The 18685-nt window shown below is 66.1% G+C and carries 21 protein-coding genes; 18 read left to right on the top strand and 3 right to left on the bottom strand.

All coding sequences use genetic code 11. From position 1 onward, the window contains the following. The first annotated feature begins 6 nt into the window (after positions 1-6). Positions 7-915, top strand: coding sequence for a tetratricopeptide repeat protein (locus ACN9MB_RS06705; protein ID WP_239535401.1), 909 nt, complete (start codon positions 7-9; stop codon positions 913-915). A 4-nt stretch (positions 916-919) separates the two neighbouring features. On the opposite strand, the gene ACN9MB_RS06700 is transcribed toward ACN9MB_RS06705, so the two are convergent. From ACN9MB_RS06700 to ACN9MB_RS06690, 3 genes are read right to left on the bottom strand one after another with little or no spacing between them, the layout of a single operon-like run. Then, complete coding sequence (locus ACN9MB_RS06700; protein ID WP_204635284.1) at positions 920-1219, bottom strand: DUF6587 family protein; 300 nt, start codon at positions 1217-1219, stop codon at positions 920-922. Next, a complete protein-coding gene (gene feoB, locus ACN9MB_RS06695) occupies positions 1216-3060 on the bottom strand; it encodes a ferrous iron transporter B (protein WP_426271198.1) in 1845 nt (614 codons plus the stop codon). Before feoB ends, ACN9MB_RS06700 begins: the two co-directional genes overlap by 4 nt. Then, positions 3057-3302, bottom strand: coding sequence for a FeoA domain-containing protein (locus tag ACN9MB_RS06690; protein ID WP_204635282.1), 246 nt, complete (start codon positions 3300-3302; stop codon positions 3057-3059). The genes feoB and ACN9MB_RS06690 overlap by 4 nt, the downstream gene beginning before the upstream one ends. Before the next feature lie 222 nt (positions 3303-3524). Here ACN9MB_RS06690 and ACN9MB_RS06685 point away from each other — a divergent pair, with 222 nt between their 5' ends. From ACN9MB_RS06685 to ACN9MB_RS06605, 17 genes are all read left to right on the top strand, one after another. Next, entirely contained in the window at positions 3525-4616 is a 1092-nt protein-coding gene (locus ACN9MB_RS06685) for an MBL fold metallo-hydrolase (RefSeq protein WP_426271197.1), read from the top strand. A gap of 73 nt (positions 4617-4689) precedes the next feature. Beyond that, positions 4690-5484 carry an enoyl-CoA hydratase/isomerase family protein gene (locus ACN9MB_RS06680; protein WP_426271196.1) on the top strand — a complete coding sequence of 265 codons (795 nt, stop codon included), beginning with the start codon at positions 4690-4692 and terminating at the stop codon, positions 5482-5484. Positions 5485-5514: 30 nt separating this feature from the next. Continuing rightward, the gene (locus tag ACN9MB_RS06675; RefSeq protein ID WP_426271195.1) at positions 5515-5904 is read left to right on the top strand and encodes a VOC family protein; all 390 of its coding nucleotides are present in this window, start codon (positions 5515-5517) and stop codon (positions 5902-5904) included. Between the two features lie 25 nt (positions 5905-5929). Then, positions 5930-6448 carry a cupin domain-containing protein gene (locus tag ACN9MB_RS06670; protein WP_426271194.1) on the top strand — a complete coding sequence of 173 codons (519 nt, stop codon included), beginning with the start codon at positions 5930-5932 and terminating at the stop codon, positions 6446-6448. A 170-nt stretch (positions 6449-6618) separates the two neighbouring features. Continuing rightward, complete coding sequence (locus tag ACN9MB_RS06665) at positions 6619-8607, top strand: biotin carboxylase N-terminal domain-containing protein (protein WP_426271193.1); 1989 nt, start codon at positions 6619-6621, stop codon at positions 8605-8607. Between the two features lie 85 nt (positions 8608-8692). Then, positions 8693-9403, top strand: coding sequence for a hypothetical protein (locus ACN9MB_RS06660; RefSeq protein ID WP_426271192.1), 711 nt, complete (start codon positions 8693-8695; stop codon positions 9401-9403). A 37-nt stretch (positions 9404-9440) separates the two neighbouring features. Beyond that, positions 9441-10337 carry a hydroxymethylglutaryl-CoA lyase gene (locus tag ACN9MB_RS06655; RefSeq protein WP_204635276.1) on the top strand — a complete coding sequence of 299 codons (897 nt, stop codon included), beginning with the start codon at positions 9441-9443 and terminating at the stop codon, positions 10335-10337. Positions 10338-10479: 142 nt separating this feature from the next. Beyond that, entirely contained in the window at positions 10480-11736 is a 1257-nt protein-coding gene (locus ACN9MB_RS06650) for a histidine kinase (protein WP_204635275.1), read from the top strand. Further along, a complete protein-coding gene (locus ACN9MB_RS06645; protein ID WP_426271191.1) occupies positions 11733-12497 on the top strand; it encodes a LytR/AlgR family response regulator transcription factor in 765 nt (254 codons plus the stop codon). Before ACN9MB_RS06650 ends, ACN9MB_RS06645 begins: the two co-directional genes overlap by 4 nt. A 40-nt stretch (positions 12498-12537) precedes the next feature. Further along, positions 12538-12912 carry a hypothetical protein gene (locus ACN9MB_RS06640; RefSeq protein ID WP_426271190.1) on the top strand — a complete coding sequence of 125 codons (375 nt, stop codon included), beginning with the start codon at positions 12538-12540 and terminating at the stop codon, positions 12910-12912. 110 nt (positions 12913-13022) lie between these two features. Further along, the gene (locus ACN9MB_RS06635) at positions 13023-14297 is read left to right on the top strand and encodes an amidohydrolase family protein (RefSeq protein WP_426271897.1); all 1275 of its coding nucleotides are present in this window, start codon (positions 13023-13025) and stop codon (positions 14295-14297) included. Further along, a complete protein-coding gene (locus ACN9MB_RS06630; protein ID WP_426271189.1) occupies positions 14294-14779 on the top strand; it encodes a GNAT family N-acetyltransferase in 486 nt (161 codons plus the stop codon). Before ACN9MB_RS06635 ends, ACN9MB_RS06630 begins: the two co-directional genes overlap by 4 nt. Before the next feature lie 9 nt (positions 14780-14788). Further along, positions 14789-15388, top strand: coding sequence for a YdeI/OmpD-associated family protein (locus tag ACN9MB_RS06625; RefSeq protein WP_204635270.1), 600 nt, complete (start codon positions 14789-14791; stop codon positions 15386-15388). A 73-nt stretch (positions 15389-15461) separates the two neighbouring features. After that, positions 15462-16037, top strand: coding sequence for a GNAT family N-acetyltransferase (locus ACN9MB_RS06620; RefSeq protein ID WP_426271188.1), 576 nt, complete (start codon positions 15462-15464; stop codon positions 16035-16037). A gap of 160 nt (positions 16038-16197) precedes the next feature. Continuing rightward, positions 16198-16959 (top strand): SDR family NAD(P)-dependent oxidoreductase, encoded by a 762-nt coding sequence (locus tag ACN9MB_RS06615; protein ID WP_204635268.1) that lies wholly within the window; start codon positions 16198-16200, stop codon positions 16957-16959. Between the two features lie 174 nt (positions 16960-17133). Next, complete coding sequence (yeiP, locus tag ACN9MB_RS06610) at positions 17134-17697, top strand: elongation factor P-like protein EfpL (RefSeq protein ID WP_204635267.1); 564 nt, start codon at positions 17134-17136, stop codon at positions 17695-17697. 172 nt (positions 17698-17869) lie between these two features. Next, the gene (locus tag ACN9MB_RS06605; protein WP_426271896.1) at positions 17870-18616 is read left to right on the top strand and encodes an N-acetylmuramoyl-L-alanine amidase; all 747 of its coding nucleotides are present in this window, start codon (positions 17870-17872) and stop codon (positions 18614-18616) included. Positions 18617-18685: the final 69 nt, after the last annotated feature.

The raw sequence follows: 18685 nt of genomic DNA, 5'->3' as shown, positions 1-18685 counted from the left end.
GTCGCCATGACTGTGCGAAATCACCTGATGCAGGCTCCGTTCTCCGCGATATTGCTGGCCGGGTTGTGGCTTTGCCCCACCCTGCACGCCACGGACACGACGCTGCCCACCATTCCCATCGACACGCAGGCGCCGCCGCCGAAGGTGGTGAGCTACCACGCCACGCCCGACGTTCCCACCAGCCGCACCGATCCGTTCAACCGGCCGGAAGACGATGGCCGTCCGGGCGAATACTTTTTCTACCTGGGCGCGCTGGCCAACCAGAAGCACGACTACGAGCATGCCATCGCGATGTACAAAGTGGCCGCATCGTGGGCGTACAAACCGGCGGAATACAACCTGGGCGTGATGTATCTCAACGGCCACGGTTCACCGGTGGATCTGCCGCGTGCCATGGCCTGGTTCGCGCTGGCTGCCGAGCGCAACGAAACGCAGTACGTCTACGCCAAACAACTGCTCTACGCACACATGACCCCGGAACAGTTCGAGCAGGCGAACGTGATCTGGCGCGAATTGCTGCCGACCTACGGCGACGCCACCGCACTGGTGCGCGCGAAAGCACGCTGGCGTGAAGTGCTGATCTCGGCGACTGGTTCCCGCGTGGGTTCGGCGGCAACGCACCTCGTCGTGGGCGGCACCACCGGCAAGAACAGTCACGAATCGCCGATCAGCTACGACGTCGGCATGGGTGGCATGGAAGCCTTTACCGCAGGCGAAATCACCGGCGTGCATCAGACGGATGGCGTGATCGCCTACGAACAATTGCGCGCCAGCGATGATCCGTACGATCCGAAGTTCGCCTCGTATCTGCTCTCGGGCTCGGTGACGGTCGGCATTCTCACGCCGGTCAAACCGGACGATCCGGCGACGCACAAGATCAATCCGCCGATGGAGCTGCCGGGGAACCGGCAGTAAGCCGCTACTTGCTGCGCGGACGGAATTCGAGCGGCTGCACGTCGCGCGCAGCAACCGGCGGTTTGGGGCCGCAGGCACCGCAGGTATCGCAACCGTCGCTGCAATTGCCGGTGGCCTGCTTGGGCTGCAGGCGATGCGCCAGCGCACGCTGCCACGCGGCGCTTTGCTTGCGGTCGAGCCGCAGGGCCAGCGAGGCCAGCCAACGGCTGGTCAGTTTCGGCGCCAGCTTGCGCAGGGTGATCCAGGCGCTGACCAGCACGATCACGCCGATGATCACGTACTGCAGCAGCAGGCCGGTACTCATGTCAGCCAGCTCGTGATCTGGTACGTGAGAAACGAAGCGATGTACGCCACCACGAACATGTAGCCGAACGAGATGCCCACGTTGCGCCACGAGTTGGTCTCGCGGCGGATCACCGCCAGGGTGGACATGCACTGCGGCGCAAAGGCGAACCACACCAGCAGCGACAGCGCGCTGGCCAGCGAGAAGTTGGCCGCCAATGCCTGCGCAAGGCCCGCGCCCTCGGCGCCCTCACCACCCACTGCATAGACGGTGGCGAGCGCCGCCACGGCGGTTTCGCGCGCGGCGAAGGCGGGAATCAGCGACACGCTGATCTGCCAGTTGAAGCCCAGCGGCGCAAAGATGAATTGCAGGCCGCGCCCCATGTAGCCGGCGAAGCTGTAATCGATGGCCGGACCGGTGGCGCCTGCGGGCGGCGACGGGAAGGTGGAGAGAAACCACATCAGCACCGTCAGGCCGAGGATGATGCCGGTCAGGCGCTTGAGGAAGATCGTGCCGCGTTCCCGCAGGCCCAGCGCCACGTCGCGCGGCTTGGGCAGGCGATACGACGGCAACTCCATCAGCAGCGCGTGCTCGCTGCGATCGCGGCGCATCTTCTTCATCACCCAGCCGACCAGCATCGCACCCAGCACGCCGGCCGCGTACAGCGCGAACAGCACCAGGCCCTGCATGTTGAAGATGCCGAAGACGCGACGCGTGGGAATGAAGGCGCCGATCAACAACGCATACACCGGCAGCCGCGCCGAGCACGTCATCAACGGCGCCACCAGGATGGTCGACAGCCGGTCGCGCGGATCGGTGATGCTGCGCGTGCCCATGATGCCGGGGATGGCGCAGGCGAAACTGGAAAGCAGCGGGATGAACGAGCGCCCGGTGAGCCCCACCGAGACCATCAGGCGATCGAGCAGGAAGGCGGCGCGCGGCAGGTAGCCCGACTCTTCCAGGACCAGGATGAAGAAGAACAGCACCAGGATTTCCGGCAGGAAGCCGATCACCGTGCCCAGGCCGCCGAACACGCCGTCGACCAGCAGGCTCTGCAGCGGTCCGGCCGGCATCCACGCGGTGGCGTGCTCGCCGAGCCAGCCGAAGCCGTCGCCGATCAGATCGGTCATCGGCTTGCCTGCCGCGTACACCGCCTGGAACACCAGGAACATCACCACCGCGAGAATCGCCAGCCCGAACACCGGATGCAGGGCCCAGCGATCGAGTGCGTCGTCGATCTCCGCCGTCGCACGCGGCATCGTCACGGCAGCGGCCATCAGCTCGCGTACCTGGGCGTGCAGATCGGCGCGGCTTTCGGCATCGTCCGACTGCGCGGGCGAAGCCTGGGGAATCTCGCCGTCCACCTGTGCAATCAGCGCGGTCACGCCGTCGCGTTTCACCGCGATGGTTTCCACCACGGGAAGGCCCAGGCGGCGCGAGAGTTCCGGCACATCGATCACGATGCCGCGACGGCGTGCGGCATCCATCATGTTCAGCGCCAGCACCACGGGACGACCCAGCCGCTTCACTTCCAGCACGAAGCGCAGATGCAGGCGCAGGTTGGTGGCGTCGGCCACGCACACGATCAGATCGGGAACGGCTTCGCCCGGATAGTTGCCTTCCAGCACGTCGCGGGTGATCTGCTCGTCGGGACTGGTGGCGTCGAAGCTGTACGTGCCGGGCAGATCGAGCAACTGCAGCACGCGGCCGGAAGGTGCGGTGAAGCGGCCTTCCTTGCGCTCCACGGTGACGCCCGCATAGTTCGCCACTTTCTGGCGGCCGCCGGTGAGCTGGTTGAACAATGCGGTCTTGCCGCAGTTGGGATTGCCGACCAGGGCAATGCGCAGCGTGCCCGCACTCATCCAGCGTTCTCCGACTGGACCCGCACGCGCTCGGCCTCCTTGCGGCGCAACGCGAAACGCGTGGAACCGATCTGGATCAGCAAGGGATCCGCTCCCAGCGGGCCCTGCGCCACCACGCGAACCGGCTCGCCTGCCACGAACCCCAGGTCGCGCAAACGCTGCGCGATCGGGTCGGAAGCGTGAGCATCATCCACTCGGTCCACCACGGCAGTAGCCCCTTTCGGAAGGTCGGACAGGCGCACTGGTCACCAACTTAAATAAGAATGGTTCGCATTGTACATGAGGCATCCGGGGACTGCAGCGCGGTTCAATGCCGCCGTTGCCTGCCGGTTACCGCAAGAACATGGAGCTGAACCGCCATCGCCACGGCTGCCTTGGAAGTGACGATCACTGCCCCGATAGCAATCAGGCAGGCCATCGCGCAACACCCTGCGATGTCCAACCCCATCGATACCGAGGTCCACATGGCTTTATTCGCCCGCCACGCGAACGAGTTACGACTCGAACGCATGCAAGCGTCCGCGCAATATGCGGGCGAAGGCTTCGTCAACACTTATCCGGCGAGCACGCCACGGGCCGTGGACGACAAACCGTCGCTGGTCGATTTCATCTTCCGCGGCGAAGGACGCACGCCCTCGCGACCACTGCCCTCGCTCGACCCGCGCGCCGCCTGGACGCGTCCGGTCGATACCGGCTTGCGCACCACGTGGCTGGGACATTCCACCGTATTGCTGGAAATCGACGGCGTGCGCGTGCTCACCGATCCGGTGTGGGGCGAGCGCGCCTCGCCGTTCTCGTTCATGGGACCGAAGCGCTTCCAGCCGGTGCCGGTGGATATCGCCGCGCTGCCGCCGCTGGATGCCGTATTGATCTCGCACGATCACTACGATCATCTGGACTATCCGAGCATTCGCGAGCTCACCAAGCTGCAGGTGCCCTTCATCACCTCGCTGGGTGTGGGCGTGCACCTGGAGGCATGGGGCGTGCCCGCCGAGCGCATCGTCGAACTCGACTGGTGGGAAAGCCACACGCTGCCACGCGGACTCACCCTCACCGCCGCGCCGTCGCATCACTTTTCCGGGCGCAGCCTGCATGATCGCAACGCCACCTTGTGGTCGTCGTTCGTGTTGCGCGGCGAACGTCGCTCGGTGTTCTTCAGCGGCGACACCGGCCTGTCGCCGCTCTTCAGCGAAATCGGCCAGCGGCTGGGGCCGTTCGATCTGGTGATGATCGAAGTGGGCGCGTTCCATCCTTCGTGGGGCAGCGTGCACCTGGGACCGGACAACGCCATCAGCGCGTGGCGGCAGCTGGGCAGCGGACGCTTTTTGCCGGTGCACTGGGGCACCTTCAATCTCGCCATGCATCCCTGGGCGGAGCCGGCGGAAGTACTGCTGGCAAGGGTGCCCGAAGGCCTGGTGATGCCGCGCCTGGGCGAAGTGATCGAACCCACGCGGTTCGAATCAGTGGAACCCTGGTGGCGCGAGATAAGCGCCCAGCGATCGAAGGGATGCGCCCGCCAGGCGGCCGAATTCCTGGTGCTGCCGGCCAAGGATTGAGGCGGTTGTCCCCGGCGCACGAGCCGCCGGGGATGGTTGGGTTTACGATGGCGCTCCCCAGCCGGAGCTTTCCATGACCCGCAGCATCCAGATGGCCGACCACGGCAGCGTTCGCCGCATCACGCTTCATCGTCCGCAGGTGCACAACGCCTTCGATGACGGCCTGATCGCGGAACTGACCGCGGCACTGCAGGACGCCGGCAAGGACGACGCCGTGCGCGCCGTGGTGCTGACCGGCGAAGGCGCCAGCTTTTCCGCGGGCGCCGACCTGAACTGGATGCGTGGCATGGCCAGCGCCAGCGAAGCGGAGAACCGTGCCGATTCGCTGCGCCTCGCCACGCTCATGCGCACGCTGCAATACCTGCCCAAGCCCACCATCGCCCGCGTCAACGGCGCGGCTTATGGCGGCGGCGTGGGACTGGTTGCGTGCTGCGATATCGCCATCGGCGTGGACTCCGCCCGCTTCGGCCTCACCGAGGTCAAGCTCGGCCTGGTGCCCGCGGTGATATCGCCGTACGTGATTCATGCGATCGGCCTGCGCCAGGCGCGTCGCCTGTTCGTCACCGGCGAGTTGTTCGACGCGCCCACCGCGCTGCAGATCGGCCTGTTGCACCAGTGCGTGCCGGCGGAACAGTTGGACGATGCCGTCGATACCGCGCTGGCCTTGCTTTCCAAGGCCGGCCCGATCGCGCAGGCACACGCCAAGCAGCTGGCACTACGCATGGCCGGTGCGGACGAGGCGCACGCCGAGGCGATCGATCGCGAAAACGCGGCCTTGATCGCCCGCCTGCGAGTATCGGAAGAAGGCCAGGAAGGCTTGGGCGCGTTCCTGTCCAAGCGTCCGGCAGCCTGGTCGGTGGCGAGCTGACCGCGCAGGACTTCACGAGGGAGCAAGGCGATGATCGATCACGTTGGATTGGTGGTGTCCGGCTACGAACGCAGCCGCGAGTTCTATCGCAGCGTGCTTGCCCCGCTGGGCGGCGAACTGGTGATGGAAGTGACGGCGGAGCAGACCGGTGACGGATCGCACGCCGGCTTCGGCATGCATGGCCGCCCGACGTTCTGGATCGGCACCTCGCACAACGCCCACTCCGGCAGTGTGCACGTGGCGTTCACCGCGCCCGATCGCGACGCCGTGAGGGCGTTTCATCGCCTCGCGCTCGAAGCCGGTGCCACCGACAACGGCGCACCGGGTCTTCGCCCGCACTATCACGAGCACTACTACGGCGCCTTCGTGCTCGATCCGGATGGCCACAACATCGAGGCGGTCTGTCATTCGCCGGAATAACCCGCCCACCCACGGACATCACGCCATGACGCATCCGATCATCAATATTGCCGATGTCGAACTGCAACCGTTTCCGCCCGGCATGGGTCCCAGCGGCGAAACCGCCGATCGTTTCGAAGCGCACATGGGCCGCTTTTCCGCGCAGATCGGCGCGAAGAAGCTGGGCTACAACATCACCGCCGTGCCGCCGGGCAAGCGTGCGTTTCCGCTGCATTGCCATCGGGTCAACGAGGAGATGTTCTTCATCATCGAAGGCAGCGGCGAAGTGCGCATCGGCGAGGAACGCTATCCGATCCGCGCAGGCGACGTGATCGCCTGCCCGCCTGGCGGCCCGGAGAAGGCGCACCAGATCATCAATACCGGCACCACCCAGCTGCGTTACCTCGCGGTGAGCACCAAGGAATCGCCCGAGATCTGCGAATACCCCGATACGGGCAAGATCGGCATCCTGGCCGACTACCCGCCGGCGGCCGATGGCTCGCCGCAGGGATTTCGCATGGTCACCCGTGCGGATATGCAGGTGGGCTACTGGGACGAGGAATAGCGCAGCCCCCTGTAGGAGCGCACCCTGTGCGCGACAACCCAACGGAGCCTCATGGCAGTACGCCGCGGTCGCGCACAGGGTGCGCTCCTACAGACCATGCTGCGCCGCGCATCGGCTCCAACGCGCCAATCTGCTAGTTTTGGCAGCTTCGCACCGTCCCCGGAAGCCGCATGTTCGAGCGTGTACTCATTGCCAACCGTGGCGAGATCGCCTGCCGTGTCATTCGCAGCTGCCGGCGCCTGGGGATCCACACCATCGCGGTGTATTCGCAAGCCGACGCCAACGCCCAGCACGTGCGCCTGGCCGACGAGGCCTGGCCGATCGGCGGCCCGCGTCCCACGGAGTCGTACCTGCGTGGCGAGGCCATCCTCGAAGTGGCGCGCAAGAGCGGTGCGCAGGCGATTCATCCAGGCTACGGTTTTCTTTCCGAGAACACGGCGTTCGCTCGCGCCTGCGCCGATGCGGGCATCGTTTTCATTGGGCCGCGTCCGGAAAGCATCGATGCGATGGGTTCCAAGGCGGCCGCCAAGGCGCTGATGGAACAACACCGGGTGCCGCTGGTGCCCGGCTATCACGGCGAAGACCAGGCCGCCGAGGTGCTCGCCGACCAGGCGCGCCGCACCGGTTTCCCGCTGATGATCAAGGCCGCCGCCGGCGGTGGCGGCAAAGGCATGCGCATCGTGCGCGGCGAAGCGGAGTTCGCCGATGCATTGGCGTCGGCGCAACGCGAAGCGGCCAGTTCGTTCGGCGATACGCGGGTGATCCTCGAACGCTATGTCGAGCATCCGCGTCATATCGAATTCCAGGTGTTCGGCGACACGCACGGCAACATCATCCACCTCAACGAGCGCGAGTGCTCCGCGCAACGCCGCTACCAGAAGGTGCTGGAGGAAACGCCCTCGCCCTTCCTCGACGACGCGCGCCGTTCGGCCATGGGCGCCGCCGCGGTCGCGGCCGCCAAGGCGGTCAACTATGTCGGCGCGGGCACGGTGGAATTCATCGTCGCCCAGGACGGCGAGTTCTTCTTCATGGAGATGAACACGCGACTGCAGGTGGAGCATCCGGTCACCGAGGAAACGCTGGGACTGGATCTGGTCGAGTGGCAGCTGCGCATCGCCGCCGGCCAACCGCTGACGCTCGCCCAGGAGCAGGTCAAGGCACATGGCCATGCCATCGAAGTGCGCCTGTACGCGGAAGATCCGGACCAGAATTTCCTGCCCGGTTCCGGCAAGCTGGTGAAGTTGCGCCTGCCTGCGCCTTCGCGCCACGTGCGTCTCGATGGCGGCGTGATCGAAGGCGACACGGTGACGATTTTCTACGATCCGATGATCGCCAAGCTGATCGTGTGGGACGTGGACCGCCCGCAGGCCCTGCAGCGACTGCGCGATGCGCTGCTGGCCAGCGAGATCGTCGGCCCGAAATCCAATATCGCGTTCCTCGAGCGCCTGTCGCGCCACCCGGTGGTGGTAGAAGGCCGCATCGACACCGGCTACCTCGATCGGCATCTCGAAGAGTTTCTCGCGGGCGATGCCGCGCTCGACACGCAGGTGCTGTTTGCCGCTGCCGTTGCCTCGCTGATGCACGACGAGCGCAGCGTCACCGCGAACGCCAGCGACCCGCACTCGCCCTGGGCGCGCGCCGACGCATGGCGCATCGGCCACGCCGGCAAGCGCATCGTGGCGCTGTCGCTGCATGGCCAGCGCCACGAAGTGGAAGCGCACGGCCACGACGGCAACTACCAGCTTCGCCATGGCGATGCATCGTGTCACGTGACCGGCGCACGTCTCGGTGAGGATGCACTGAGCGCGCGATTCGACGACGAAGCGGTGCGCATGCCGGTGCGCATCGATGCGGCGCGCGTGACCGTGCACGACGCACACGGCTTCCGCCATACCTTCGAACGTGCGCCCGCATTTGCCTGGGCATCGAAAGAGGCCGCGGGCGGCAACCAGATCGTGGCACCCATGCCCGGCCGCATCGTGCTGGTGAAGGCGCAGGCTGGCGACACGGTCGAGGAAGGCCAGGAACTGCTGGTGATGGAAGCGATGAAGATGGAGCTGGCCCTGAAGGCGCCGCGCGGAGGCAGCATCGCCAGCATCCATGCGGCCCAGGGCGATTTCGTCGAAGCGGACACGGTGCTGTTGCGCTTCGCCGACTGAAAAACCTGGATTGACGCCGTCTCGACAGCGCAATCCCGACGCTTGCCCCGTCACCCGGGCCGCTGCCCGGGTCCGGGGAGAATCCATGCTCACGCATTTTCGTGGAAGACGACCGGCGATCCTGCTCGCGTTCGTCGCCTTCCCCTTGCTGGCTGCCTGCGGCAAGCACGAAGGCAACGAGGCGGCGAGCGTCGAACATGCGCCGCCGGATGCCGCGCAACAGGCGCGTGACGATGCCGCGTCCACGGCCAGGTGCGCAGACCATCCACTCGCGCACGCCATGCCTCCCAGGGACACCATGGCCGGCCTGCCCTTTCGCTTGTGGGATTGCACGCCTGCCAGCTTTCGCGCGGTCTACGGCCAGGACGGTGGCAAACAGGTCGAAATCTCCATCACCGATACCCGTCCCGCCGACACCGGTGCGTCCGCAGGCGCCGAAGACCTCAATCGCCGCACGCGCGACATGCAACGCTCGGTGACGCGCTCTTCGATCGAGATGCTGACCCGCATGGCCGATCCGATGCGGACCAATGCCGAATCCCTGGGCACCCTTGGCGGCCCGGCGTATGCACCCGTGCTGGTGCCCACCTCCACGTCGGCTTCGTTCGTCATCTACGTCAGCGCGCAGACCGAGCGTGGGCCTGCCGAAGCGGTGGCGCTGTTCAACGATCGCCAGGTCGTCACGCTGCATGCCGTCGAGCATGGCAGTGCCGTGACCGGCCTGACCACGCCGCAGGCGCAGGCGCTGTACCTGCCCTTCATCCAGTCATTCCATCCCGAGCGGTTGCCCCAGTGATGCGCGGTCCGGGCGCCAACGCGCTATGCTGATCGGCATGAGCACGAACCATGTCCGCATTGTCGAAGTCGGTGCACGCGACGGCCTGCAGAACGAGAAAACCCTGCTGCCCGCCGACGTGAAGATCGCCTTGATCGATCGCCTCTCCGGCACCGGCCTGAAGACCATCGAAGCGACCAGCTTCGTGAGCCCCAAATGGGTACCGCAACTGGCCGATGCCGCCGAAGTGTTCCAGGGCATCCGCAAGGTGCCCGGCGTGAGCTATCCGGTGCTGGTGCCCAACGAGCAAGGCTACGAACGCGCCCGCGCCGTGGGCGTCGGCGAGATCGCCGTGTTCACGGCCGCATCCGAAGCGTTCAACCGCAAGAACATCAACGCCTCGATCGACGAATCGATCGAGCGCTTCCTGCCGGTGATGCAACGCGCCAAGGCCGACGGCGTGAAGGTGCGCGGCTATGTCTCCACCGTGCTGGGCTGCCCGTATCAGGGTGAAGTGCCGGTCAGCGACGTGGTGCGCGTGGCGCGCCGGCTGCACGAGGTGGGCTGCTACGAGGTCTCGCTGGGCGACACCATCGGCGTCGGCACGCCGGCCAAGGCCCGCGCCATGCTGAAGGCGGTGGCGCAGGAAGTGCCCATCGCGGCGCTCGCCGTGCACTTCCACGATACCTACGGCCAGGCGCTGGCCAATATCCTCGCCTGCCTGGAAGAAGGCGTGCGCGTGGTCGACAGCGCGGTGTCCGGCACCGGCGGCTGCCCGTATGCCAAGGGCGCCACCGGCAACGTGGCCAGCGAAGACGTGGTCTACATGCTGCACGGCCTGGGCATGGAAACCGGCATCGCGCTGGACATGCTGGTGGCCACCGGCGCCTGGCTGGCCGGCCAGTTGCACAAGGAAACGGCCAGCCGCGTCACCCGGGCGCTCACCGCGGCCTAAGGGCCCGCACGGGGCCGGCGCGCGCTCTTTTCGTCCTCTGCCGGGGCCGTTTCGTCGCCCCACGGCCGGTTTCGTCGAAAACCGCGCGCCAGCGGCAAAGCGGCTAGGTATTCTCCGACGCATCCCATTCAAGGACGTCGTGATGAAGAGCGTGTTCTTCGTAGTCCGCCTGATCGTGTTCTGGTTCTTCATGCTGCTGTTCATGGCCCTGTTCATCGCCAACAGCCCGCCGCTGCGCTACAAGGAAACCGGCCCGACCTTCGCGCTGATCATCTTCCTCATCCTGATGATGGTGGTGACCAGTGCGGTGACCCATCTGCGCCGCGTGCGCCTGATCGCCGGGCATCTCGACGACAGCACCATGGGCAACCGCCAGCGCCGGCAGATCGAGATTCCGCTGGAAGCCGGCGAAGCGTTCGACCTGCTCGATGCCGCCATCCGCGAACTGCCGCGCAGCGAGGACGTGGAAAGCGCACGCGACAGCCTGCAGATCCGCGCCAAGGTGCAGCGCCCCAAGTCCTATGGAACCAATCCGTTCGAGCGTCTCGATCCGTCGCTGTGGTTCGGCCATGTGCGCAACCAGATCTTCGCCACGGTCACGCCGCGCGAAGGTTCGGGCAGCGTCACCTTGATCTGCGAGCCGGAAGCCGGCGCCTGGACCGACTGGTTCCGCGTCGACGACGGCACCAATCTGGAGAACGCCGAGGCCATCACGCGCGCCGTGACCCGCCGCATCGCCGAGAAGCGCCGGCAGGAACAGCGTCGCGCAGCGCAGACGGAGAACGAAAAGGAACGCACCGTGGCACGCCTGAACCTGCTGCATGCGCAGGTCGAGCCGCACTTTCTCTACAACACGCTGGCCAGCGCCCAGTACCTCACGCGCACCGATCCGCTGCAGGCCGATCACATGCTCGGGCATCTGATCCATTACCTGCGCCATTCGCTGCCGCAACGCGACGATGCGCTGTCGCTGCTCGGTGATGAGCTGGAACGTACCCGCGCCTATCTGGAAATCATGCGCCTGCGCATGGGGCCGCGCCTCTCGCTGCAGATCGATGTGCCCGACGCACTGCGCGCCATCGCCATGCCGCCGATGATGCTGCAGACGCTGGTGGAGAACGCGATCAAGCACGGCCTCGAACCCAAGCCCGGCGGCGGCACCGTGTGGATCCTCGCGCGCCGCGATGGCGACACCGTGTCCATCACGGTGGCCGACGACGGCCGCGGCTTCAATGACGCCAGCGGCGGCACCGGCATCGGCCTGAAGAACGTGCGCGAACGGCTGCGCCTGATCTACGGCGCCGAGGCTTCGCTGTCGGTGGTGAGCAATGCACCGGAAGGCGTCGCCGCCACCATCACCATTCCGCTACGAAGCGAGTCCACGGAAAACGTGTCGTGACCACTGCCATCATCGCCGAAGACGAAACCCTGCTGCGCACGGCGCTGCGCGATCTGCTGGCGCGGGTCTGGCCGGAGCTGGACGTCGTTGCCGAATGCGACGACGGTGCGAGCGCACTCGAAGCGATCGGCGAACATCGTCCCGACATCGCCTTTCTCGATATCCGCATGCCGGGCCTCAGCGGCCTGGAAGTCGCCGAGGCCGCCACCGAGGCCAGCCCGGAGACGCAGGTGGTGTTCACCACCGCCTACGACCAGTACGCCATCGATGCGTTCGAGAAGGGCGCGGTCGATTATCTGCTCAAGCCCATCACCGAAGCGCGCCTCACCGCCACCATGCAGCGCCTGCAGACGCGCGCCACGCCGCGTGGCGCCGATGCCGCCGCATTGTCCCAGTTGCTGCGCGAAGTGATGCTGCAGCCCGGCTCGCGCAGCGAACCGCTGACCTGGATCACCGCCAGCACCGGACGCGAGACGCGGCTGATCATGGTGGACGACGTCGCCTATTTCCGCGCCGACAGCAAATACACCGTCGCCATGACGGCCGACGGCGAAGCGCTGCTGCGCAAGCCGATCCGCGAACTGGCGGCAATGCTCGACCCGAACGTGTTCAAGCAGATTCACCGCTCCACCATCGTCAACCTGCGCGCGGTGGCCTCGATCGTTCGCGACGATACCGGCAAGGGCACGCTGCGACTCAAGCAACGGTCCGAAACGCTGGTGGTGAGCCAACCCTTCATGACGCTGTTCCGGAACATGTAAGCGTCGAACCCCTCCCCTGCGAGCGTCACAAGAGGTCACCATGGACAAGCTGATCCTTTTGTTCCACCTGCTGTTATCCGTCACCGGCCTCGAACCCACGCGGACCATCGTCACCCACGAACTGGCCCACGGGATCGACCTGATCTACAGCAAGATCCAGATCTCCGGCGAGTTGGCCACGTTCCGCTGCCTGCGCAGCCAGAGCGGCCTGTGCCACTTCACCGTGCTGCCGGGCTCGTGCAGCACCAGCCACGTCGGCTGCGAGCCGCCGATCACGGTTTTCACCATGCGCCAGGGCGATACGTTGTTGTTGACACGCCTTCCCGACGATTTCGCCAGCTGCGTCACCTCGGCGCCGACCGCCGAAGGCGCCTGCGCCCAGCAACTCGCCGGCACGGTCCGCCCTGCCCCTTGACCGCGGTCTCGCGGCCCGGGGCCGAGCCTCGCTAGAATCGGCGGGAGCGATGGCGGGAGCGAGCAATGCGGTGGAAACAGCGTTACGGTTGGATCGGCCTGCTGACGGCCATGGCCATGGGCAGTGCCATGGCAACGACCGCCGCGCCACCCAAGGGCGATGTGCTGCTGGTACCCGATCGCGTATGGACGGCCGACGGCGATGCCGCGCGCACGGGCTGGGCGGTGCTGGTGCATGACGGCGTCATCGCCGCCGTAGGCCCGGTGGACACCGTGAAGGCGCCGGCCAACGCCCAACGCATCGCCCTGCCCGGCACTACGCTCACGCCCGGACTGATCGACCTGCACTCGCACCTATTCCTGCACCCGTACAACGAGACGTTGTGGAACGACCAGGTGCTGAAGGAGCCGCAGGACTACCGCACGCTCGAAGCCGCCGCCCATGCACGCGCCACGCTGATGGCGGGCTTCACCACGCTGCGCGACCTGGGTACCGAAGGTGCCGGTTTTGCCGATGTATCGATCAAGCGCGCCATCGACGAAGGCATGATTCCAGGTCCGCGCATGTTCGTGGCCACGCGTGCCATCGTGGCAACCGATAGTTACGGCCCTGGCCCGCGCGGCTTTCGCCCCGACCTCGACCTGCCCGGCGGCGCGCAGGAAATCAGCGGCGTGGACGAAGCCATCCGCGCCACCCGCGAACAGGCCGGCCACGGCGCCGACTGGATCAAGCTCTACGCCGACTACCGCGTGGGCGCCGATGGCAGCACGCAGCCCACGCTGTCGCTGGCCGAGATGAAGGCCATCGTGGATACCGCGCATCTCTCGGGTCGTCCGGTCGCTGCACACGCCTCCAGCGACGAAGGCGTACGCCTGGCCGTGGAAGCGGGCGTGGACAGCATCGAGCATGGCTACGGCGCCAGCGAGGCGACGTTCCGCCTGCTCAAGCAACACGGCACGGCGTACGAACCCACGCTCACCGCGGTGGAAGCCACCGCGCAGTATTTCGAGCATTACGTGCCAGGACAAAGCGAACCTACGGCGCGCATGAAGGAAGCCGAGCGCGCGTTTCGCACCGCGTTGAAACTCGGCGTCACCATCGGCAACGGCAGCGACGTGGGCGTGTTCACCCATGGCGACAACTGGCGCGAACCCGCCAACATGGTGCGCGACGGCATGACGCCGCCGCAGGCATTGCATGCCGCCACCAATGTCGCCGCGCGCATCCTGCGCCAGCAGGACAAGTTTGGACGCATCGCCCCGGGCCTGCATGCGGATCTCGCCGCCTTCCCGGGCGATCCCAGCACGCATATCGACGATCTCCAGCATCCCGCCTTCGTCATGAAGGACGGCACCGTTTACCGCACACCATCCGCCACGCCATGACCGACATCTTGATCCGCCCCATCGAAACACGCGACAACGCCGCCGTTGCCCACATCATCCGCACCGTGATGCCCGAGTTCGGGGCCGATGGCCCCGGCTTCGCCATCCACGACGCCGAAGTAGGCGCCATGAGCGAAGCCTATGACCGTCCGCGCAGTGCTTATTTCGTGGTGGAGCGCGACGGCAAGGTGATCGGCGGCGGCGGCATCGCACCGCTCGATGGCGGCGATGCAGACGTCTGCGAGCTGCGCAAGATGTACTTCCTGCCCGAAGCGCGTGGCATCGGTGCCGGCAGCGCGATGATGCTGCGCTGCCTCGATGCAGCCCGCGAACACGGCTTCCATCGCTGCTATCTGGAAACGCTCACCGGCATGGATGCGGCCCAGGCACTGTATCGCCGCCACGGCTTCCGCACGATCTGCGCACCAATGGGCGGCACCGGACACTTCAGCTGCGACCAGTTCTATTTGCGCGACCTGTAGGAGTACGTCATGGCCCATGATCATCGCGTAGACGCCTATATCCTCGAAGCGGCGCCGTTCGCCCAACCGATCCTCGAACACCTGCGCGACCTGGTGCACGAGGCCTGCCCGGAGGTGGAGGAAGGCATCAAATGGAGCATGCCGTTCTTCAGCCACAACGGTTCGCCGATGTGCCAGATGGCCGCGTTCAAGCAGCATTGCGCGTTCGGTTTCTGGCGGCACAAGGAAGTGACGGGCAGCGATCGGGCGGACGGCATGGGGCAGTTCGGCAAGCTCACTTCGCTGAAAGACCTGCCGGCGAAGAAGACGCTGATCGCGCTGATCCGCAAGGCCAAGGCGTTGAACGAATCCGAGGTGCGCGTTTCCCGTGCCAAGGCAACTCCCAAGCCCGCGCCAACGCTGCCGGACGATCTCGCTGCATTGCTGGCCATGAAGAAACACGCGGCCGCTCGCAAGACGTACGAGGGTTTTCCGCCCAGCGCGCAACGCGACTACGTCGAATGGATCGTTGAAGCAAAGACCGACGCCACGCGGCAGAAGCGCATCGCGAGCACATTGGAGTGGCTGGCCGAAGGCAAGCGGCGCAACTGGAAGTACGAGTCATGCTGAAAGCGCGACGCTAACCGCCGTTCCGTAAATACCGATTCCACCCACGCCGCACCCGCAAAGAGAAAGACTCCGCATGATCCGTATTGCCCACGCCGATGACGCGGCAGCCGTCCACGACATCTACACGCCATCGGTACTCCGCGGCGTGGAAACCTTCGAGACCGAACTCCCCGGCGCGGAGGCCATGCGCGAACGCATCCTCACCCGCCTGCGCCATTACCCGTGGATCGTCTGGGAAGAGCAGGGCCGCGTGCTGGCCTATGCCTACGCCAGCCGCTTCCGCGAACGCGCCGCCTACGACTGGATCGCGGAGACGTCCATCTACGTGCACGCCGATGCCCGCCGTCGCGGCATCGCCCGCAAGCTCTACGGCACGCTGCTCGCCGCGATGCGTCTGCAGGGCATCAACCAGGCCGTGGGCGTGATCACCCTGCCCGGCCAGAGCAGCGTGACCATGCACGAGACGATGGGCTTCACGCCGGCCGGCGTGTGGCGCAGCTCGGGTTACAAGCTCGATGCCTGGTGGGATGTGGGCGTATGGCAGCTGGAGTTGCAGCAGCCGGAAAACCCGCCGCAGCGCGTTATCCCGTTCGCCGAACTGCGCGAGACTGCTGGCTGGGCAGCGTTGCTGCAGCGCGCCAATTCCTGAGCTGGCCCGACACTTGTGGGAGCGCACTTGTGCGCGACCGCGGAGATCCGGTGTACCTCGCGTCGGGACTGTCGCGCACAAGTGCGCTCCCACAGGGTCACGGGCGGCACGGCCCCCTCCTCGGCTACCATTCCCTTTTTGGCATTACCGAGGACGTTCCATGCAGCTCAATCAGGTCAAGGCGATCATCACCGGCGGCGCCTCCGGTCTCGGTCACGCGGTGGCCCAGCATCTGGTGGCCAACGGCGGCACGGTGGCCCTGTTCGACGTCAACGAGGAAAAAGGCCAGGAAGCGGCCAAGGCGCTGAAGGGCCACTTCTTCCGTACCGACGTCACCTCGGAGGAAGGCGTGTCCGCCAACGTTGCCGCCGCGCGCGAAGCGATGGGCGGTTTGAACGTGGTGGTGAATTGCGCCGGCATCCTGGGCGCGGGCCGCATGCTCGGCAAGGATGGCCCGATGCCGCTCAACACCTTTGCCACAACGGTGATGGTGAACCTGGTGGGCAGCTTCAACGTCGCCAAGGCCGGCGCGTCGCTGATGCAGAACAACGACACCGGCGAAGACGGCGAGCGCGGCGTGATCATCAACACCGCTTCGGTCGCAGCGTTCGAAGGCCAGATCGGCCAGGCCGCGTACTCGGCCTCCAAGGGCGGCGTGGTCGGCATGACGCTGCCGATGGCGCGCGAACTGTCGCGCTTCGGCATCCGCGTGGCCACCATTGCCCCGGGCATCTTCTGGACGCCGATGGTCGACGGCATGCCGCCGCAGGTGCAGGAATCGCTGTCGGCGTCGATCCCGTTCCCGTCGCGCCTGGGCAAGCCGGACGAATTCGCCAGCACCGTGGCCTTCATCCTCGGCAACCGTTACATCAACGGCGAGACGATCCGCCTCGATGGCGCGGTGCGGTTGCAGCCGAAGTAACCTCTCAACTCGTCATTCCGGCGCAGGCCGGAATCCAGTTGCGTGGTACCCGGTTGTCGCGTGGCGGCCACCTGTGAGCCCATCAAAGTTTCGCGATAATCACGCGATACCGTTACTGGATTCCGGCCTGCGCCGGAATGACGATCAAGAACTCAACCATCCGGTCATACATCCATGAAAGCTTCCGACGTCAAGAAAGGCAACGTAGTCGAACACGACGGCACCGTTTATCAGGTGCGCGATATCGAGCGCAGCTCGCCGACCGCGCGTGGCGGCAACGTCACCTTCCGCTTCACCATGTATTCGATCCCCGGCGGCCGCAAGTTCGACCTGAGCCTGCGCGCCGATGACGATCTCAAGGAAATGGAACTGGTGCGCCGCGAGGCGAACTTCTCGTACATGGACGGCGAGACCTTCGTGTTCATGGACAACGAGGACTTCACCCAGTACCTGCTGTCGTCCGACCTGGTGGGCGACAATGCCGGCTACATCGTGGAAGGCGTCGAGGGCTACTACGTGCAGCTGATCGACGATGCGCCGGTGGGTCTGCAGGTTCCCACCAGCGTCACACTGACCGTGGTCGACACCGCGCCGGAAATGAAGGGCGCCAGCGCCACCAAGCGCACCAAGCCGGCCAAGCTCAACACCGGCATCGAGATCCAGGTGCCGGAATACATCACCAACGACGAGAAGGTGTGGGTGAACACGCTGACCGGCGAGTTCGCCGGCCGCGCCTGATCGCCGCTGCAGTTTTGATCGAAGAAAAGCGCCGGGGAAACCCGGCGTTTTTTTGTCCGGCTTGACGCGGTGGCGCCGCTGCGGCACGTTCGCATCTTCCCGCCCAGGAATGAATGCCGTGTCGCGTCCCCACGCCCCGCATGCTCGTTTCTTCCGCACCCGCCATCTGCTGATGCCGATGCTGCTCGCTCTTGCGCTCAGCGCCTGTGCGCCGGCGCCGGTACGCAACCCCCTCGCGCAGTGGGAGCCATCGCCCAACTTCGATGCGCGCCGTCCGGTGCTGATCGTGATTCATTTCACCAACGAGCATTCCGCCGAACAGGCGCTGCACACGTTGCGCACGGCCAACAGCGGCGGCCCGGTGAGTTCGCACTACCTGGTCGGCAACGACGGCCGCATCTACCAGCTCGTCGCCGACAGCCAACGTGCGTGGCATGCAGGTGCGGGGCACTGGGGCACGATTACCGATGTGAACTCCGCCTCGATCGGCATCGAACTGGACAACGATGGCGACTCGCCCTTCACCCAGGTGCAGATCGACAGCCTGCTGCGCCTGCTGGCCGACCTTACCGATCGCCTGCGCATTCCCCGCACGCAGATCATCGGGCACGAAGACCTCGCGCCGGGACGCAAGGACGATCCCGGCCCGCGCTTCCCGTGGCAGCAACTGGCACAGGCCGGCTTCGGCCTGTGGCCGCGCGTGGCGCTGCTCGATCCGCCGCCGGGCTTCGATCCGTGGTCGGCGCTGGGCCTGATCGGCTATCCGCTGGATGACCGCGCCTCCACCGTGCGCTCGTTCCATCACCACTTCCGCGGCATGGATGGCGATACGCTGGATGATCAGGACCTGCGCATCCTGTTCGCGTTGTCGCGGCAGCTGGGTGCCACGGGAGGAAACGCAGGCACACCTGCCGGCTGAGCGTCATGCCGTCGCGTCCGCTTCAGGCTGGCTGAGGCAGAATCACCGTATTGCCAAGGAGCTTCGCCG

Origin of the sequence: Dyella kyungheensis, assembly GCF_049913195.1 — a bacterium.
Lineage (GTDB): Bacteria > Pseudomonadota > Gammaproteobacteria > Xanthomonadales > Rhodanobacteraceae > Dyella > Dyella kyungheensis.
The sequence above is the reverse complement of the archived record's forward strand: the minus strand, read 5'-3'. Positions and strand labels throughout refer to the sequence as shown.

What these genes read in the sequence shown, in the direction of transcription:
- ACN9MB_RS06605 (WP_426271896.1), top strand. Translation starts at nt 17,870, where the DNA reads ATGCCGATGCTGCTCGCTCTTGCGCTCAGCGCCTGTGCGCCGGCGCCG.
- ACN9MB_RS06630 (WP_426271189.1), top strand. Translation starts at nt 14,294, where the DNA reads ATGACCGACATCTTGATCCGCCCCATCGAAACACGCGACAACGCCGCC.
- ACN9MB_RS06705 (WP_239535401.1), top strand. Translation starts at nt 7, where the DNA reads ATGACTGTGCGAAATCACCTGATGCAGGCTCCGTTCTCCGCGATATTG.
- ACN9MB_RS06680 (WP_426271196.1), top strand. Translation starts at nt 4,690, where the DNA reads ATGACCCGCAGCATCCAGATGGCCGACCACGGCAGCGTTCGCCGCATC.
- ACN9MB_RS06700 (WP_204635284.1), bottom strand. Translation starts at nt 1,219, where the DNA reads ATGAGTACCGGCCTGCTGCTGCAGTACGTGATCATCGGCGTGATCGTG.
- ACN9MB_RS06685 (WP_426271197.1), top strand. Translation starts at nt 3,525, where the DNA reads ATGGCTTTATTCGCCCGCCACGCGAACGAGTTACGACTCGAACGCATG.
- ACN9MB_RS06615 (WP_204635268.1), top strand. Translation starts at nt 16,198, where the DNA reads ATGCAGCTCAATCAGGTCAAGGCGATCATCACCGGCGGCGCCTCCGGT.
- ACN9MB_RS06620 (WP_426271188.1), top strand. Translation starts at nt 15,462, where the DNA reads ATGATCCGTATTGCCCACGCCGATGACGCGGCAGCCGTCCACGACATC.
- ACN9MB_RS06635 (WP_426271897.1), top strand. Translation starts at nt 13,023, where the DNA reads ATGGCCATGGGCAGTGCCATGGCAACGACCGCCGCGCCACCCAAGGGC.
- ACN9MB_RS06675 (WP_426271195.1), top strand. Translation starts at nt 5,515, where the DNA reads ATGATCGATCACGTTGGATTGGTGGTGTCCGGCTACGAACGCAGCCGC.
- yeiP (WP_204635267.1), top strand. Translation starts at nt 17,134, where the DNA reads ATGAAAGCTTCCGACGTCAAGAAAGGCAACGTAGTCGAACACGACGGC.
- ACN9MB_RS06665 (WP_426271193.1), top strand. Translation starts at nt 6,619, where the DNA reads ATGTTCGAGCGTGTACTCATTGCCAACCGTGGCGAGATCGCCTGCCGT.
- ACN9MB_RS06660 (WP_426271192.1), top strand. Translation starts at nt 8,693, where the DNA reads ATGCTCACGCATTTTCGTGGAAGACGACCGGCGATCCTGCTCGCGTTC.
- ACN9MB_RS06650 (WP_204635275.1), top strand. Translation starts at nt 10,480, where the DNA reads ATGAAGAGCGTGTTCTTCGTAGTCCGCCTGATCGTGTTCTGGTTCTTC.
- feoB (WP_426271198.1), bottom strand. Translation starts at nt 3,060, where the DNA reads ATGAGTGCGGGCACGCTGCGCATTGCCCTGGTCGGCAATCCCAACTGC.
- ACN9MB_RS06625 (WP_204635270.1), top strand. Translation starts at nt 14,789, where the DNA reads ATGGCCCATGATCATCGCGTAGACGCCTATATCCTCGAAGCGGCGCCG.
- ACN9MB_RS06655 (WP_204635276.1), top strand. Translation starts at nt 9,441, where the DNA reads ATGAGCACGAACCATGTCCGCATTGTCGAAGTCGGTGCACGCGACGGC.
- ACN9MB_RS06670 (WP_426271194.1), top strand. Translation starts at nt 5,930, where the DNA reads ATGACGCATCCGATCATCAATATTGCCGATGTCGAACTGCAACCGTTT.
- ACN9MB_RS06640 (WP_426271190.1), top strand. Translation starts at nt 12,538, where the DNA reads ATGGACAAGCTGATCCTTTTGTTCCACCTGCTGTTATCCGTCACCGGC.